This is a genomic window from Micromonospora sp. L31 (assembly GCF_052068075.1).
GTDB classification, from domain to species: Bacteria; Actinomycetota; Actinomycetes; order Mycobacteriales; family Micromonosporaceae; genus Micromonospora; species Micromonospora purpureochromogenes.
In genome coordinates this window covers 199531-215400 of the sequence record NZ_JBQHDC010000006.1, presented here as the reverse complement: position 1 = coordinate 215400, position 15870 = coordinate 199531, and the positions used below count along the sequence as shown (strand labels likewise).

General features: G+C 75.3%; 11 protein-coding genes and 1 pseudogene. 8 read left to right on the top strand and 4 right to left on the bottom strand.

What is annotated here, in order from left to right:
* Positions 1-64: 64 nt before the first annotated feature.
* On the bottom strand, positions 65-898 hold the full coding sequence (locus ACTMS9_RS18455) for a zinc finger domain-containing protein (RefSeq protein ID WP_441165561.1): 834 nt from the start codon (positions 896-898) through the stop codon (positions 65-67).
* 108 nt (positions 899-1006) lie between these two features.
* On the opposite strand from ACTMS9_RS18455, the gene ACTMS9_RS18450 reads away from it, so the two are divergent.
* The gene (locus tag ACTMS9_RS18450; RefSeq protein ID WP_441144336.1) at positions 1007-2275 is read left to right on the top strand and encodes a hypothetical protein; all 1269 of its coding nucleotides are present in this window, start codon (positions 1007-1009) and stop codon (positions 2273-2275) included.
* A 129-nt stretch (positions 2276-2404) separates the two neighbouring features.
* Here the strand turns inward: ACTMS9_RS18450 and ACTMS9_RS18445 are convergent, their stop codons facing one another.
* Both ACTMS9_RS18445 and ACTMS9_RS18440 read right to left on the bottom strand, forming a co-directional pair.
* Positions 2405-2647: a CPCC family cysteine-rich protein gene (locus tag ACTMS9_RS18445; protein ID WP_441144335.1), complete on the bottom strand. Its 243-nt coding sequence runs from the start codon at positions 2645-2647 to the stop codon at positions 2405-2407.
* A 39-nt stretch (positions 2648-2686) separates the two neighbouring features.
* Positions 2687-3475 carry an SAM hydrolase/SAM-dependent halogenase family protein gene (locus ACTMS9_RS18440; RefSeq protein ID WP_441165560.1) on the bottom strand — a complete coding sequence of 263 codons (789 nt, stop codon included), beginning with the start codon at positions 3473-3475 and terminating at the stop codon, positions 2687-2689.
* 100 nt (positions 3476-3575) lie between these two features.
* Here ACTMS9_RS18440 and ACTMS9_RS18435 point away from each other — a divergent pair, with 100 nt between their 5' ends.
* Entirely contained in the window at positions 3576-4121 is a 546-nt protein-coding gene (locus ACTMS9_RS18435) for a hypothetical protein (protein WP_441144331.1), read from the top strand.
* A 661-nt stretch (positions 4122-4782) separates the two neighbouring features.
* On the opposite strand, the gene ACTMS9_RS18430 is transcribed toward ACTMS9_RS18435, so the two are convergent.
* The gene (locus ACTMS9_RS18430) at positions 4783-9366 is read right to left on the bottom strand and encodes an ATP-dependent helicase (protein WP_441165663.1); all 4584 of its coding nucleotides are present in this window, start codon (positions 9364-9366) and stop codon (positions 4783-4785) included.
* A gap of 219 nt (positions 9367-9585) precedes the next feature.
* Between ACTMS9_RS18430 and ACTMS9_RS18425 the strand changes: the two are divergent.
* The 6 genes and pseudogenes from ACTMS9_RS18425 to ACTMS9_RS18400 form a co-directional block, all read left to right on the top strand.
* A pseudogene (locus ACTMS9_RS18425) lies at positions 9586-9943 on the top strand (hypothetical protein); the annotation flags it as partial.
* Positions 9944-10181: 238 nt separating this feature from the next.
* Positions 10182-13019, top strand: a complete 2838-nt coding sequence (locus ACTMS9_RS18420; RefSeq protein WP_441144329.1) for a Na+/H+ antiporter subunit A — start codon at positions 10182-10184, stop codon at positions 13017-13019.
* Entirely contained in the window at positions 13016-13498 is a 483-nt protein-coding gene (locus ACTMS9_RS18415; protein WP_441144327.1) for a Na(+)/H(+) antiporter subunit C, read from the top strand. Before ACTMS9_RS18420 ends, ACTMS9_RS18415 begins: the two co-directional genes overlap by 4 nt.
* Positions 13495-15000, top strand: a complete 1506-nt coding sequence (locus ACTMS9_RS18410; protein ID WP_441144325.1) for a Na+/H+ antiporter subunit D — start codon at positions 13495-13497, stop codon at positions 14998-15000. The genes ACTMS9_RS18415 and ACTMS9_RS18410 overlap by 4 nt, the downstream gene beginning before the upstream one ends.
* Positions 14997-15584, top strand: a complete 588-nt coding sequence (locus tag ACTMS9_RS18405) for a Na+/H+ antiporter subunit E (RefSeq protein WP_441144323.1) — start codon at positions 14997-14999, stop codon at positions 15582-15584. Before ACTMS9_RS18410 ends, ACTMS9_RS18405 begins: the two co-directional genes overlap by 4 nt.
* Positions 15581-15844 carry a monovalent cation/H+ antiporter complex subunit F gene (locus tag ACTMS9_RS18400; protein ID WP_280836446.1) on the top strand — a complete coding sequence of 88 codons (264 nt, stop codon included), beginning with the start codon at positions 15581-15583 and terminating at the stop codon, positions 15842-15844. Before ACTMS9_RS18405 ends, ACTMS9_RS18400 begins: the two co-directional genes overlap by 4 nt.
* The last annotated feature ends 26 nt before the right edge of the window (positions 15845-15870 follow it).

Below are 15870 nucleotides of genomic sequence, written 5' to 3'. Positions count from 1 at the left end.
CCAATCCGGTACGTGTCCCGTCGGACCGGCGTGTCGGGTCGGGCTGGGTCAGGGCTGTGTCGGGTCAGGGCTGTATCGGGTCAGGGCTCTGTGCCGGGTCGGGTGCCGGCTGGCACCTCGGGCACCAGTAGGTGACCCGCTCGCCCAGCTCCTCCTTGCGGATGGCGGTGCCGCAGCGCCGGCAGGGCTGCGCGCGCCGGCCGTAGACGTAGCTGGTCCCGCCCCGGTGCAGCGAGCCGGTGGTGCTCTGCGTCCAGCGGCCCCGGTTGGCCGCGAGCAGCCGCTGGGCCAGCGCCACCGTGCCGGCCAGGTCGGGCACCGCCCCGACCGGGGTCCACGGCGAGAGGCCGCGCAGGAAGAGCACCTCGCACTTGTAGAGGTTGCCCACCCCGGCGAGGTTGCGCTGGTCCAGCAGCGCCTCGCCGATGGTGGCCTCCGGGTGCGCGGCGAGCCGGCGGACCGCCTCGGCCGCATCCCAGTCCGGGCCGAGCAGGTCGGGGCCGAGGTGCCCCACCAGGGACTCCTCCTCAACCGTCGGCAGCAGGGCCAGCTCGTGCAGGTGGTAGCCGACGGCCACCGCGCTCGGGGCGCGCAGCACCACCCGGATCAGGTGCGCGGGCCGCGCCGCCCAGCGTTCCCCCGGCGCGTACGCCCGCCAGGCGCCGTCCATCCGCAGGTGCGAGTGCAGCGTCCAGTGCCGGACGTCCGACCGTTCCTCGGGCGCGGCCAGGCGCAGCAGCAGGTGCTTGCCGCGGCTGGCGGACTCGCGCACGGTCCATCCGGTGAGGTCGGTGGTGGCCAGCTGCGGCACCCGGAAGTCGCTGCCGGTCAGGGCAGCGCCGGCCAGCGCCCGGTGCAGGACGCGGGCGGTGTTCCAGACGGTGTCGCCTTCGGGCACCCCACCATCCTCCCTCGGCCGAGCTGAATTCGCATGTGTCGCTATTTGTACGGTGCTTCCCCTTCATGTCTTGACAACGCACTATCAGGAGGTTCTGAGGAGAATGCCGTGGACTGTCCCCCATCTCGTACCCTGTCTTCCCTGCTCGCGGGCGTGCTGACCGCCACCGCCGCCGCGAGTGTCGTCCCCGCCGCCGCGCTCGCCGCGCCCCGGACCGGTCCCACCGTCCCCGCCGCCACCGCCGCCGGGCCGGGCGCCGAGCGCTGGGCCGCCGACCTCGCCGTCGCCGGTGGCGACGACGTCAACGTCCGCTGGAGCGCCGGCCGGCTGCGGCTCGCCGACACCCGGCCGGCCGCCCGCACCCGGCCCGCCGCCGTCGGCGGGCCGGTCGCCGAGGGCGCCCTGCTGGCCGCGCCGCGCACCCTGGCCCGCCCGGCCACCCGGGTACGCGCCCAGGTCACCGCCGAGGTGGCGGGGGGCGGCGGGGTGCAGGCCCAGGTGCGGGGCTGGCGGGCCGCCGGCTGGACCGAGTGGCGGGAGGCCGCCGGCGCGGGCGCCGTCTTCGACCGGCCGGTCACCCGGGTCCAGACCCGGGTGCTGCTCACCGCCCGCGACCCCCGCGCCACCGCGTCGGTACGCGCCGTCGAGCTCACCGCCGACACCGTCGCCACCGTCTCGGCCGCCACCGCCGGCCTCGTCTACCGGGTCTTCGCCACCCGCGAGGGGTCGGTCGGCGGGCAGACCGCCAACGGCCGGATCATCCAGGCCCGGGACCACTTCGTGGCGCTGCCCAGCCGGCGCGCGCTCTCGCCGCTCAACACCGGCGACTACACGGTGCGGGTCTGCACCACCAGCGGCAGCCGCTGCGAGTACGCCCCGGTCTGGGACGTCGGGCCGTGGAACACCCGGGACGACTACTGGAACCCCAGCGCGGTCCGGGAGAACTGGAAGGACCTGCCGCAGGGGCGGCCGGAGGCACAGGCGGCGTACCAGTCGGGCTACAACGGCGGGCGGGACCAGTTCGGGCGCACCGTGCGCAACCCGGCCGGCATCGACCTGGCCGACGGCACATTCTGGGACGGGCTGCGGCTGACCGACAACGCCTGGGTCGACGTGGCGTACCTGTGGACCGGGACCGGACCCCGGGGCGTGGTCGGCGACGGGCCGCTCAACGTCCGTACCGGCCCCGGCACCGGGTACGGCGTGCGCGGGCTCGCCGCCAGGTACGCCAACGTGCCGATCCAGTGCTACGTCGTCGGGCAGACGGTGACCGGGCCGTACCGCACCACCAACCGATGGAACCGGCTGGCCGGCGGCCAGTACGTCAGCCACGCGTACATCTCCGCCGTCTACGGCGGGACCGTGTCGCTCTGCTGACCCGGCTCGGGACCGGCGGGGCGCGGACGTCCCGCCGGTCCGCGCGCTCCACTCGCCCGGTGCGGGTCGCCCGGTCAGGGCCGTGCGGTCAGGGCCGTGCGGTCAGGGCTGTGCGGTCAGCCCCTCCCGTCAGGGCCGCTCGTCCGGGCGGGGGGAGCGGACCATGTCCTGGTAGCGGGGGTGGCTGGCGCCGTAGACCGCGAAGTTCAGCCGGGCGTGGCTGAGGCTGAGGTCGCCGTTCGGGCCGCCGCGTACCACGTCGGCGTCCGCGTCGGCCTGGCCGTCGTCAGTCCAGAAGCAGACCGGGCAGGTGCCCCCGCCGGTCCGCGCGGCGCAGCAGGGACAGGCGACCGGTACCCATAGCTCACCCACGCCGAGCAGCATTCCACACCGGACGGCGCGGCGGCAGGGTCAGCGCCGCCCGCACACCGTGACCACGTCGCCCGGCGCCACCCCGAGCAGGTCCGCCGCCCGGCCGCCGTTCACCGCCACCGCCAGCAGGCCGGCGGAGTCCACGAAGAGCACCAGCGCCCCGGCCGGCGCGTCGGCGAAGGTCCGCCCGCGGACGGCGGCCCGCCCAGCCACCCGCGCGGTGGGAGGCACCGCGGCCAGCAGGTCGGCCCCGGCGGCGAGCTGGACGTTGCCGAAGTGGTCGACGGTCAGCACCTCGGCGGTGAATCCGTCGGCGTCCCGCCGCAGCACCGGTTCGGGCAGGCGGACCAGGGTGGCCGGGTCCACCGGTGGCCCCGCGTCGGCGGGCGGGGCGCCGAGGGCGAGCCGGGCCGCGACCGGGGCGAAGACGTCCCGGCCGTGAAAGGTGCGGGACACCTCCGGGGCCAGCCACTCCGGATTGGTCAGCTCCACCGCCGCGGTGAGCCCGCCCAGGGCCTCGGCGGCGGCCAGCAGCAGGCCGTTGTCCGGCCCGACCAGCAGCCCGCCCGGGGTGACCAGCGCGATCCCGCGCCGGGCGGTGCCGACACCCGGGTCGACAACGGCCACGTGCACCGCGTACGGCAGGGACGGCACCGTCTGCGCCAGCACCGCCGACCCGCGCCGTACGTCGCCTGCCGGCACCAGATGGGTCACGTCGACGACCCGCACCGCCGGGGCGAGCCGGGCGATCACCCCGTGGCAGGCGGCCACGAACCCGTCGGCGAGGCCGTAGTCGGTGGTCAGCGAGATCCAGATGGTCGGGGCCATGCGCAGCAGGCTAGCCGGTGTGTGGGCGGCGCTGACCGGAGAACGCCGGTCGGCCGACCGGCCGGTGCCGTCCGGTCACCGCGTTCGGCAGACTGCCGGGGTGACGAAACGCGCTCGTGTCCTCCCGGCCGCCGTGACGATCCTGCTCGCCCTCGGGCTTGCCGCCTGTGGCAGCGACCCCGAGCCCGGCGACCCCTCCTGGGCCAACGGTTCACCGAAGGCCGTCGCCACCAGCGAGGCGCCGCCGCCCGAGGACCCGGCCGCCCCGACGAACGGCAAGGCGCCCCGTACCCCGTCGGAGAGCCCGTCCACTCCGGCGATCCGGATGCCGACGAAGGCCGCCGGCACCCCGGGTGCCCGGAAGGTCGTCGACGCCTTCAAGGCGGCCGGCCTGAAGGTGACCAACCTGCGCAACCGGACGGTCGACTGTGGACCGGACGGTGCTGGCATCGGCTGCGCCGAGTTGCTGACCACCGACGCCGTCAAGGTGTACGTCTTCCCCACCGAGGCGAACGCGACCAACCAGATGGACGTCTGGGGGGCGGACGCCTTCCGCAAGGGTGCGGTCGTGCTCAGCTACCTGGACACGAAGACCGGGGCGGCGGAGCGCAAGCGCTACAACGACGTCCTCACCAAGCTGGGCTGACCGCCGCGCCGGGTGCCGGTCCGGGGCCGGACGCCCGGTTCCGGACGCCGGTGCCCGGCGAGGTCCGCGCCCTGCTCCTGGCGGTCGGTCCGCCTCGGACGCCGGTGAGCGGTCCGTTTCGGACGCTGGCGACCGGTCCGTTTCGGACGCTGGCGACCGGTCCGTTTCGGACGCCGGTGAGCGGTCCGCCCCGACGCTGGCGAGCGGTTCGAGCCTGCGCTGGCGCCGACCTGCTCTTGGCCGTCGGTCCGCTCCGGACGCCGGCAAGCGGTCGCCGGTCGCCGGTCGCCGGTCGTCGGTTCAAGGCTGCGCTGGCGGCGGACATCCCCGTGAGCGTGATACCTCAGAGGTATCGATATGCCTCTGAGGTATCACGTTCGCCGTGCCGACCGCCGCTGGCCGGGCGCGGTCGAGAAGCGCTGCGGTGACGGTGCCGCCCAGTAACGGTGTCGCCCAGCGTGTCGACCGCCGGCCCGGTCGGGCAGACCAGCGGCGGTGCGCCCCGCCCTTCGCACGCGGTGGTCCGCCGGCCCGGGCGAGCAGACCAGCGGCAGTGCGGCCCGCCCCGTCGCACCGCGGTGGTCCGCCGACGCGGGCGACCAGACCAGCGGCGGTGCGGCCCGCCCGTCGCACCGCGGTGGCAGGGCGGAACAGCCCGGGGTCAGCCGCGCAGCCGCAGCCCGCGTGGGGTGGCGCGGAAGCCGGCGGCGGTCAGCGCGTCGCGCAGCGGCGAGGACCGCACCGCCTCGCCGTCGGCCCGCTCCACCGACATCGCCCCCAGCGCGCCGGAGTGCACCGCGTCGGCGAGCGCCTTGCCGGCCGCGGCCAGTGCTTCGGCGTCGTCGGCGAACGACAGGATCGTCCGGCCGCCCCGCTCCACGTAGAGCACCAGGTCCCCGTCCACCAGCACCACCAGCGCACCGGCCTTGCGCCCGGCCCGGTGCCCGGTCGCCGGGGCGACCCCGTCCCCGGAGTCCACCACCCGTTCCGGCCAGGGCAGCGCCGCCCCGTACGGGTTGGCGGGGTCGGTGGCGGCGAGCACCACGGCCGGACCGCCCCGGCCCCGCGCCCCGTCGACCGGGTCGGCCAGGGCCCGGATCCGGTCCACCGCCCCGGGCACGGCGAACTGGGCCGCGCCCAGCCCCTCCACGAAGTAGCCGCGCCGGGCCGCGCCGCGCTCCTCCAGGGCGGAGAGCACCGGGTAGACCGCGGCGAAGCCGCCGACCACCTGCTCGGCCATCACCGCGCCCCGGGTCACCACCCCGTGCCGTTCGAGCAGCAGGTCGGCCAGCGCGGCGGAACGTCGGGTCGGGTCGGTGTCGCGCTCCGGCAGCCGGGACCAGCGCCCGGCCACGGTCGGCGGGCCACCCCGGGTGGGCAGCGCGACCCGGCCCGGGCGGCGGTAGCGGGTGCGCGGCGCGGACGGCCGGGACCGGTGCGCCCCGCCGCCGCCGAGCACGGCCCGCAGTGGGGCGAGGGTGTCGTTGGTGAGGTGACCGGCCCAGACCAGATCCCAGATCACACCGGTCAGCACCGCGTCGTCGGTGGCGCCGACCCGGTCCGACAGGGAGCGGAAGAAGAGCGCCTGCCCCTCGGCGAGGGCGTCGAGGACCGCCTCGTGCAGCGGGGTGAGGGTCAGCGCCTCGTCCGGCGGCGGCAGCAGCAGCGGCGCGGTGTCCGCGTACGCGAGGGTGACCCAGCCGTCGCCGCCGGAGATCGCCCCGGCGCCGGCCCAGACCACCTCGCCGCTGGCGCAGAGTTCGTCGAGCTGGGCGGGGGAGTAGTCGGCGACCCGGGCGGGCAGCACCAGCCGTTCCAGCGCGGACGCCGGCACCGCCGCCCCCTGCACCTGTTCGATGGTGGCGGCCAGCGCCTCCACGCCCCGCGCCGACGAGCCGACCTGCTGCCAGCGGGGCAGGAACGCCGCGAGGGCCCGGGGCGGCACCGGCTCGATCTCCCGGCGCAGCGCGGCCAGGCTCCGCCGGCGCAGCAGCCGCAGCACCTCGGCGTCGCACCACTGGGTGCCGACGGTGTCCGGGGCGAACTCCCCGGAGACCACCCGCCCGGTGGCGGCGAGCCGGCGCAGCGCCTGCTCCACCACGAACACCCCGAGCCCGAACCGGGCGGCGCAGGTCGCCGCCGCGAACGGCCCGTGGGTGCGGGCGTACCGGGCGACCAGGTCGCCGAGCGGGTCGGCCACCGGCGCCAGGTACGCCTCGGCCACCCCGACCGGCAGCGCCACGCCGAGCGCGTCGCGGAGCCGGGCGGCGTCCTCGACGACCACCCAGCGTTCCTCGCCGGCGACCCGGACCCGCAGCACCCGGCGGGCGGCCTCCAGCTCGGTCAGCCAGGGCAGCGGCGCGCCCCGCTCGGCCAGCTCCACCTCGGCGAGGTCGCCCACCACCCGGAGCAGTTCGACGACGTCCTCCGCGTCGCGGGGGCGGCGCTGCTCGGTGAGCCAGCGCAACTGCCGTTCGGTCTCGGCGAGCACCGCCGGGTCCAGCAGCTCGCGCAGGTCGACCCGGCCGAGCAGCTCGCCGAGCAGGGCCGAGTCGAGCGCCAGCGCGGCGGCCCGGCGCTCGGCGAGTGGGGCGTCGCCCTCGTAGAGGAAGGCGCCGACGTAGCCGAAGAGCAGTGAGCGGGCGAACGGCGACGGGCGGTCGGTCTCCACCTCGACCAGGCGCACCTTGCGGGCGGTCAGGTCGCGCATCAGCTCCGCCAGGGCCGGCTGGTCGAAGACGTCCTGGAGGCATTCCCGGGCGGCCTCCAGGGTGACCGGGAAGTCGGCGTACTCGCGGGCGACGTCGAGCAGTTGCGCGGCGCGCTGCCGCTGCTGCCAGAGCGGCTGGCGGCGGCGCGGGTCGCGGCGGGGCAGCAGCAGCGACCGGGCGGCGCACTCGCGGAACCGGGACGCGAAGAGCGCGGAGGTGCCGACGGACTCCTCGACCAGCTGGGCGATCTCGTCGGGCTCGAAGACCACCACGTCGGCGCCGGGCGGCTCCTCGGCGGTGTCGGGCAGCCGCACCACGATGCCGTCGTCCGCGGGCATGACCTGGGCGTCCATCCCGTACCGCTCGGCGAGCCGGCGGCCGATGGCCAGCGCCCAGGGCCCGTTGACCCTGGCGCCGAGCACGCTGTGCACGGCGAGCCGCCAGTCGCCCAGCTCGTCGCGGAACCGTTCGATCACCACCGTGCGGTCGTCCGGCAGCGAGCGGGTCGCGGCCTTCTGCTCGCGCAGGTACGCCATCAGGTTGCCGGCGGCCCAGTCGTCCAGCCCGCCGGCGCGCAGCGCGGCGACCGCGGTCTCGTCGCTCTGCCGCAGCAGGGCCCGCACCCGGGCGCCGATGGCCCGACCCAGCTCCACCGGCCGGCCGAGCTGGTCGCCCTTCCAGAACGGCATCCGGGCGGCCTGGCCGGGGGCGGGGGAGACCAGCACCCGGTCGGGGGTGATCTCCTCGATCCGCCAGGAGGAGGAGCCGAGCAGGAAGACGTCGCCGACCCGCGACTCGTAGACCATCTCCTCGTCCAGCTCGCCGACCCGGGCGGCGCGTTCCGCGCCGGCCAGGAAGACCCCGAACAGCCCTCGATCGGGAATGGTGCCGCCGCTGGTGACGGCCAGCCGCTGGGCCCCGGGCCGGCCGGTGAGCACGTCGGCGGCGCGGTCCCAGACCAGCCGGGGGCGCAGCTCGGCGAAGGCGGTGGACGGGTAGCGCCCGGAGAGCATGTCGAGGACGGCGTGCAGCGCGGAGTCGGGCAGCTCGGCGAAGGGGGCGGCCCGGCGGACCAGCACCGCCAGGTCGCCGACCCGCCACGGCTCCAGGGCCACCATCGCGACGACCTGCTGGGCCAGCACGTCCAGCGGGTTGCGCGGGTAGTGCAGCTCCTCGATGGCGCCCTCGGCCATCCGCTCGGCGACCACCGTGCAGGAGAGCAGGTCGCCCCGGTGCTTGGGGAAGACCACGCCCCGGGAGACCGCGCCGACCTGGTGCCCGGCCCGGCCGACCCGTTGCAGGCCGGCCGCGACGCTGGGCGGCGCCTCGATCTGCACCACCAGGTCGACCGCGCCCATGTCGATGCCGAGCTCCAGGCTGGAGGTGGCCACCACGGCGGGGAGCTGACCGGACTTGAGCGCCTCCTCGATGTGCTTGCGCTCCTCGCGCGACACGCTGCCGTGGTGGGCGCGGGCGATCACCGGCGGCGCGCCGACCGCCGCGCCCGACTGGGCCATCACCTCGGCCGGCGGCCGATTGGCCCGGAGCGGCCCGACCGGCCCGCCCCAGGCCTCGGACCCCGTTTCCGGCGTGCCGTCGGGGGCGCTCGCGGCCGCCAGTTCGTCGGCGGCGAGCTCGTTGAGGCGGGCGCAGAGCCGCTCGGCGCTGCGCCGGGAGTTGGTGAACACGATGGTCGACCGGTGCGCCCGGATCAGCGAGAAGACCCGTTCCTCGACGGCCGGCCAGATCGACGCCCGGCGCGGCCCCGGGCCGCCCAGGTCGTCCTCCGGCGGCTCCTGCTCGTCGAGGCGGGTCATGTCCTCCACCGGGACCTGGACGCTCACCTCGATGGTCTTGGTGCTGGCCGGCTGCACCACGTCGACCGGGCGGGCGCCGCCGAGGAACCGGGCGCACGCGTCGATCGGCCGGACGGTGGCGGAGAGGCCGATCCGCTGGGCGGGGGTCTCCAACAGCTCGTCGAGGCGTTCCAGGGAGAGCGCCAGGTGCGCGCCGCGTTTGGTGCCGGCGACCGCGTGCACCTCGTCGACGATCACCGTCTCGACGCCGCGCAGCGAATCCCGAGCGGCGGAGGTGAGCAGCAGGAACAACGACTCCGGCGTGGTGATCAGGATGTCCGGCGGGGTGCGGGCGAAGGCCCGCCGCTCGTCGGCGGGAGTGTCGCCGGTGCGCATCCCGACGGTGATCTCCGGGGGTGCGATGCCGAGTCGGGTGGCCGCCTGGCGGATGCCGGCGAGCGGGGCGCGCAGGTTGCGCTCGACGTCGACCGCGAGCGCCTTGAGCGGGCTGACGTAGAGCACCCGGCAGCGCTGCCGCACCTCGGCGGGCGGCGGCTCCTTGGCCAGCCGGTCCAGCGACCAGAGGAAGGCGGCGAGCGTCTTGCCGGAACCGGTCGGCGCGACCACCAGCGCGTTGCGCCCGGCGGCCACCGACCGCCAGGCGCCGGTCTGCGCCGGGGTGGGCGCGGCGAAGGCGGCCGTGAACCACTCCCGGGTCGCCGCGCCGAAGCCGGCCATCGCCCGCGCGCCGTCGGCCCCGCCCACCTGCTCTGTCACGCCTTCCATCCTGCCCGGTCGGTGTGACATCCGGCCGGGCGCGGACGCGGTCTGTCCGGCTGCGACTGCTTACGGGTCGGATGAGCGGCTTGACGTGTTAAGTCTTAACTAACTGCTTGCTTGTGACGCGCAACATAAAGTAACTTCACTCGCAACGCAGCGTCGGGTGGAGGGGATCGGATGACCGTCGAGGAGCCCGGCTTCGCGCCCGCCACCGACGTGCTCATCCGGAAGGTCGACAGTCACCTCGCCGCCGTCCGGGGCAGTCTGCGCGGCCCCGAGCTGGAGCTCGCCGAGCGGCTCGCCCGTTCGCTGCGCGAGCTGGTCGTCTCCACCGCCCAGGCCAGCGCGGCCGATCGGGGTCAGGTGCGGGCCGCCGTGCACTACTTCGTGCTGCGCCGGGAGAGCCGGGGCAACCTGCTCTCGGTCCGTTCGCTCGCCGCCGCCCAGCGCGTGGTCAACAAGGTCGTCGTCCAGCTCGGCCGCCCCGACCTGCTGGTCGAGACCCGGCGGGACCGGCCGCCCCGGGAGGCCGCCGTGCCGGCCGGCGACGTCGCGCTGCGCTGACCGGCCGAGCGGGTCAGCCGCGCGGCTGAGTCGTTCACGACATCAGCTCCACAGGAGCCAGCGGGGGTGCCTGCCACCCTCGCCCTGAAGCACGGCGACGGCGGGCGATTTCCGCAAAACGCCCCCTCGACCGGCGATCTGGCGTCTGATCGGTGCAGACCGGGACATTCCTCCCGGCGCGCGCCGCCAGCTCGACCGGGGGAGGACGCGTGCTCGTACTGCTGCTCCTCCACCTTGCGGCGGCTCTCGCCGCGCCGCTGCTGGTCCGGCGGTGGGGTCCGCGCGCCTGCTACCCGCTCGCGCTGGCGCCGGCCGCCGCGTTCGGCTGGGCGCTGACCCGTACGCCGACGGTCCGCGACGGCGGTGCGGTCGTCGAGACGTACCACTGGATCGACCAGCTCGACGTCGACGTGGCGCTGCGGCTGACCACGCTGTCCTGGCTGATGACCCTGCTGGTCGGCGGCGTCGGCGCGCTGGTGCTGATCTACTGCGGCCGGTACTTCGCCCCCGACTCCGCCGGCCTGGTCCGGTTCGTCGCGGTGCTGGTCGCCTTCGCCGGCGCGATGCTCGGCCTGGTCCTCGCCGACGACCTGCTGCTGCTGTACGTCTTCTGGGAGCTGACCACGGTCTTCTCCTACCTGCTGATCGGCCACAGCACCGAGCGGCGGGCCAGCCGCTGGGCGGCGGCCCAGGCGCTGACCGTCACCACCCTGGGCGGCCTGGCCATGCTGGTCGGCTTCCTGATCCTCGGCGAGCACGCGGGCAGCTACCGCTGGTCGGAGATCGCCGGCGCGCCGTTGCCCGGCGGCGCCGCGCTGGTCGTCGCGGTACTGCTGATCCTGACCGGCGCGCTCGCCAAGTCGGCGATCGTGCCGTTCAACGCCTGGCTGCCGGTGGCGATGGCCGCGCCCACACCGGTCAGCGCATACCTGCATGCGGCGGCCATGGTCAAGGCGGGGATCTACCTGATCGGAATGCTCGCCCCGGTGCTGGCCGGCGTCGGGCCGTGGCGACCGGTGGTGCTCACCCTCGGCCTGGTCACGATGATCGCCGGCGGCTGGGCGGCGCTGCGGCAGTGCGACCTGAAGCTGCTGCTGGCGTACGGCACGGTCAGCCAGCTCGGACTGCTGGCGGTGGTGCTCGGCGCCGGCAGCCCGGACGCCGCGCTCGCCGGGGTGGTGATGCTGCTGGCGCACGCCCTGTTCAAGGCGGCGCTCTTCCTTGTCGTGGGCATCATCGACCACGAGGTCGGCACCCGTGACCTGCGGGAGCTGTCCGGGCTGGGGCGACGGGCGCCGGTGCTCGCCGCGGTGGCCGCGCTCGCCGCCGCCTCCATGGCCGGGGTGCCGCCGCTGCTCGGCTTCGTCGGCAAGGAGGCGGTCTTCACCGCGCTGGCCGAGCGGCCGGTCGTCCTCGCCGGGCTGGTCGTCGGCACCACCCTCACCGTCGCGTACAGCATCCGGCTCCTCTGGGGCGCCTTCGCCACCCGGCCGGGCGTCGAGCCGACCGAGCCCGACCCGGTGCCCGTGCCGATGCTGCTGCCGCCGGCCCTGCTCGCCGTGGGCGGGCTCGTCGCCGGTCCCGCCGTGGCCGGGCTGGAGGGGCCGCTGCGCCCCTACGCGGAGCTGTTCGGCGCACCGCACGAGCACCTGGCGCTCTGGCACGGCCTGACCCCCGCGCTCGGCCTGTCGGCGGTGGCGCTGGCCGGCGGCTACGTGCTGCACGCGGTGCGCGGCCCGCTCGCGCCCGCGCTGGCCCGGCTGCGCGCGCCGGTCGGCGGCAACCAGGGGTACGAGTGGGTCACCCACCGCTTCGACCGGCTCGCCATCGAGGTCACCGGCGCCACCCAGCGCGGTTCCCTGCCGCAGTACCTGGGCGCGATGCTGCTCGCCCTGGTACTGGTGCCCGGCGCGACGCTGCTGGCCGCCCGCCCCTGGCGCGAGCGGATCGCGCTCTGGGACAGCCCGTTGCAACTGGTGGTCACCCTCGTCGTCGCGGTCGCGGCGCTGCTGGCGGTCCGCGCCCGCCGGCGGCTGACCGCGATGCTGCTGGTGGGGGTGACCGGCTACGGCACCGCGATGCTCTTCGTCCTCTACGGCGCGCCCGACCTGGCACTGACCCAGTTCCTGGTGGAGACGGCGACCATCGCCGTCTTCGTGCTGGTGCTGCGCCGGTTGCCGGAACGCTTCTCCGCCCGACCGCTGCGCCGCAGCCGGTGGGCGCGGCGGCTGGTCGGCGTCGGCGTCGGGGTGGTCCTCGCCGGCCTCGCCCTGGCCGCCGCCGGCTCCCGGACCGCCGCGCCGATCTCGCTGGCCTTCCCCGATCTCGCGGTGGTCGAGGGGTACGGCCGCAACGTCGTCAACGTGACCCTGGTCGACATCCGGGCCTGGGACACCATGGGCGAGCTCGCGGTGCTGGTGGTGGCCGCGACCGGGGTGGCCAGCCTGATCTTCGAGCGGTCCCGCACCGGCCCTCGACCGCGCCGGGGCGAACCGTCGCGGGCGCCCCGGCGGGACACCGGGCCGGTCTGGCTCAGCGGTGGCCCGACCCTGCACGAGCGGCGCCGCTCGATCGTCTTCGAGGTGGTCACCCGGTTGATCTTCCACACCATGGTGCTCTTCTCGTTCTTCCTGCTCTTCTCCGGCCACAACGCCCCCGGCGGCGGCTTCGCCGGCGGCCTGGTGGCGAGTCTGGCGCTGACCCTGCGCTACCTCGCCGGCGGCCGGTACGAGCTGGCCGAGGGTGCCCCGGTCGGCGCGGGCACGGTGCTCGGCGCCGGGCTGGCGATCTCCGTCGGCGGCGGTGTGGTGTCCCTGCTGACCACCGGCGACGTGCTGGAGAGCGCCAAGGTGAACCTGCCGCTGCCCTGGCTGGGCGAGCCGTACCTGGTCACCTCGCTCTTCTTCGACGTCGGCGTCTACCTGGTCGTGGTCGGGCTGGTGCTGGACATCCTGCGCAGCCTCGGCGCCGAGGTGGACCGGCACATCGAGGCGGCCGGCAGGTCCGAGCGGGGGCTCGTCGTCGAGCGGGAGGGGGAGTCGGGGTGAGGCAGGGCGGCGCGGGGCCGACCCTGGTGCTGGTGCTCGCCGTCGGCGTGCTCGCGGCCACCGGGGTGACCCTGCTGCTGGAGCGCAGCCTGACCCGGATCCTGCTCGGCGTCATCCTGCTCGGCAACGGGGTGAACCTGCTCATCCTGCTCGGCGGCCGGTCCGGCGCGGCGCCGGTGGTCGGCACCGCCGAGGTGGCGGAGTTCAGCGACCCGCTGGTCCAGGCCATGGTGCTCACCGCCATCGTGATCACCTTCGGGCTGACCGCGTTCCTCGCGGCGGTCGCCTACCGCAGCTGGTATCTCGGCGGCGACGACGAGGTGCAGGACGACCTGGAGGACCGCCAGATCGTGCAGCTCGCCGAGCGCAACGAGGTGCTCGACGCCGACCTCGGCGGGGAGGGGCCGAACGACGACCCGGAGCAGGTGGACCCGGGGCCCGCCCGACGCCGGCTGCGCCGACGGGGTGGGCGGCAGTGAACCGACTCCTGCCGCTGCCGGTGGTGGTGCCGCTGCTCGGCGCCGCGCTGACCCTGATCCTGGCCAACCTGCCCCGGGTGCAGCGCACGGTCAGCGTGGTCGCGCTCACCGGCAACCTGGTTCTCGCGGTGGCGCTGCTGGTGCAGGCGTACCGGCACGGGCCGGTGGTGACGCAGGTGGGCGGGTGGCCGGCGCCGGTGGGGATCGTGCTGGTCGCCGACCAGTTGGCCGCGCTGATGCTGGTGGTCTCTTCGGCGGTCACCCTCTGCGTGCTGATCTACTCCATCGGCCAGGGCCGCAGCGAGACCAGCGAATCCGCGCCGGTGAGCATCTACCACCCGACCTACCTGGTGCTGACCGCCGGTATCACCAACGCCTTCCTCGCCGGGGACCTGTTCAACCTCTTCGTCGGCTTCGAGATGCTGCTGGCCGCCAGCTTCGTACTGATCACCCTGGGCGGCACCGAGGCCCGGATCCGCACCGGCTCGACGTACGTCGTGGTCGGCATCCTCTCCTCGATGATCTTCCTGGTCGCGGTCAGCCTGGTGTACGCCGCCACCGGCACCCTCAACCTGGCCCAGCTCGCCACCCGCCTCGACGCGCTGCCGGACGGCGTACGGCTGGGGTTGCAGCTGATGCTGCTGCTCGCCTTCGGCATCAAGGCGGCGGTCTTTCCCGTTTCCGCCTGGCTGCCGGACAGCTACCCGACCGCGCCGGCCCCGGTGACCGCGGTCTTCGCCGGCCTGCTCACCAAGGTCGGCGTCTACGCGATCATCCGGACCGAGACGCTGCTCTTCCCCGGCGGGCAGGTCTCCGGCCTGCTCATGGTGGTGGCCGGGCTGACGATGGTGGTCGGCGTGCTCGGCGCGGTGGCGCAGTCGGACATGAAGCGGCTCTTCTCGTTCACGCTGGTCAGCCACATCGGCTACATGATCTACGGGGTGGCACTGAGCACCGCCGCCGCGCTCTCCGGCGCGATCTTCTACGTGGTGCACCACATCACCATCCAGACCACGCTCTTCCTCGTCGCCGGGCTGGTCGAGGAGCGCGCCGGCAGCACCGACCTGCGCCGGATCGGCGGCCTGGCCCGGATCGCCCCGCTGCTGGCGGTCCTCTTCTTCGTCCCGGCGATGAACCTCGCCGGCATCCCGCCCTTCTCCGGCTTCCTCGGCAAGGTCGGCCTGCTCCAGGCCGGCGTGGCGGTCGGCGGGCCGCTGCCCTGGGTGCTGGTCGCCGCCGGCACGACGACCAGCCTGCTCACCCTCTACGCCGCCTCCCGGGTGTGGAACATCGCGTTCTGGCGGGCGCCCCGGCTGGCCACCGACGAACCGGTGGTCCGGCTGCCGCAGCTGATGGTGGGCGCCACCGCCGCCCTGGTGGTGCTGGGCCTGACGTTCACGCTCGCCGCCGGTCCGCTGTTCCGCGTCACCGCCGACGCCGCGGCCGATCTGCGGCTGCGCACCCCGTACGTGCGGGCCGTGCTGCCCGACGGTGCCCCGTGACCGCCCCGGACACCACTGGGTCACCGCCTACGCGGCGCGGCGGCCGCCGCCGCGACCAGGCCATCGCCCTGGGCTGGCTGATCGCGGTCTGGAACCTGCTCTGGGGCGAGATCTCCTGGGGAAACCTGCTCGGCGGGGCACTGGTCGGCGTCGCGGTGCTGCTGTTCTTCCCGCTGCCGCCGGTCTCCTTCGGCGGCCGGCTGCGGCCCCGGGCGCTGCTGGTGCTGCTGACGACGTTCGTCGCCGAGCTGGTCGACGCCAGCGTGCACGTCGCCGCGATCGCCGTCCGCCCCGGCTACCGGCCGCGCGGGGCGATCATCGGAGTACGCCTGCGGGTGCGCACCGACCTCAACCTGGCGCTCACCGCCGAGCTGCTCTCGCTGGTCCCCGGCACCCTGATCCTCGAGATCGACCGGGACGCGGGCGTCCTCTACGTGCACGTCCTGGACGTCCGGCGTCCGGAGGACCTGTCCGACAGCCGGGACCGGGTCCTCGCCGTCGAGGAACGCGTCGTCCGGGCGATCGGCTCCGACGCCGAGGTGCGCCTGCTCGCCACCGATCCCGTCGACCGGAGGTCCACATGACCGTCGTCCTCACCGTCGTCCTCACCGTGCTGCTCTCGGTCACCGCGCTGCTGGCGCTGGCCCGGATCTACCGGGGCCCGTCGCTGCTGGACCGGGTGATCGCCGCCGACCTGCTGCTCGCGATCATGCTCGGCGCGGTCGGGGCGGAGGCCGCGATCAACCGGCACGCCACCACGCTGCCGGTGCTGGTGGTGCTCTCGCTGCTCGGGTTCGTCGGCTCGGTGGCCCTGGTCCGCTTCGCCGTCCGGGAGGAGGCGTGACGCGCCCGGCCCGGCTGCCCGCCGTC

Excerpts from the sequence above, each read along its gene's own strand:
- ACTMS9_RS18400 (WP_280836446.1), top strand. The coding sequence starts at position 15,581 with ATGACCGTCGTCCTCACCGTCGTCCTCACCGTGCTGCTCTCGGTCACC.
- ACTMS9_RS18440 (WP_441165560.1), bottom strand. The coding sequence starts at position 3,475 with ATGGCCCCGACCATCTGGATCTCGCTGACCACCGACTACGGCCTCGCC.
- ACTMS9_RS18430 (WP_441165663.1), bottom strand. The coding sequence starts at position 9,366 with ATGGCCGGCTTCGGCGCGGCGACCCGGGAGTGGTTCACGGCCGCCTTC.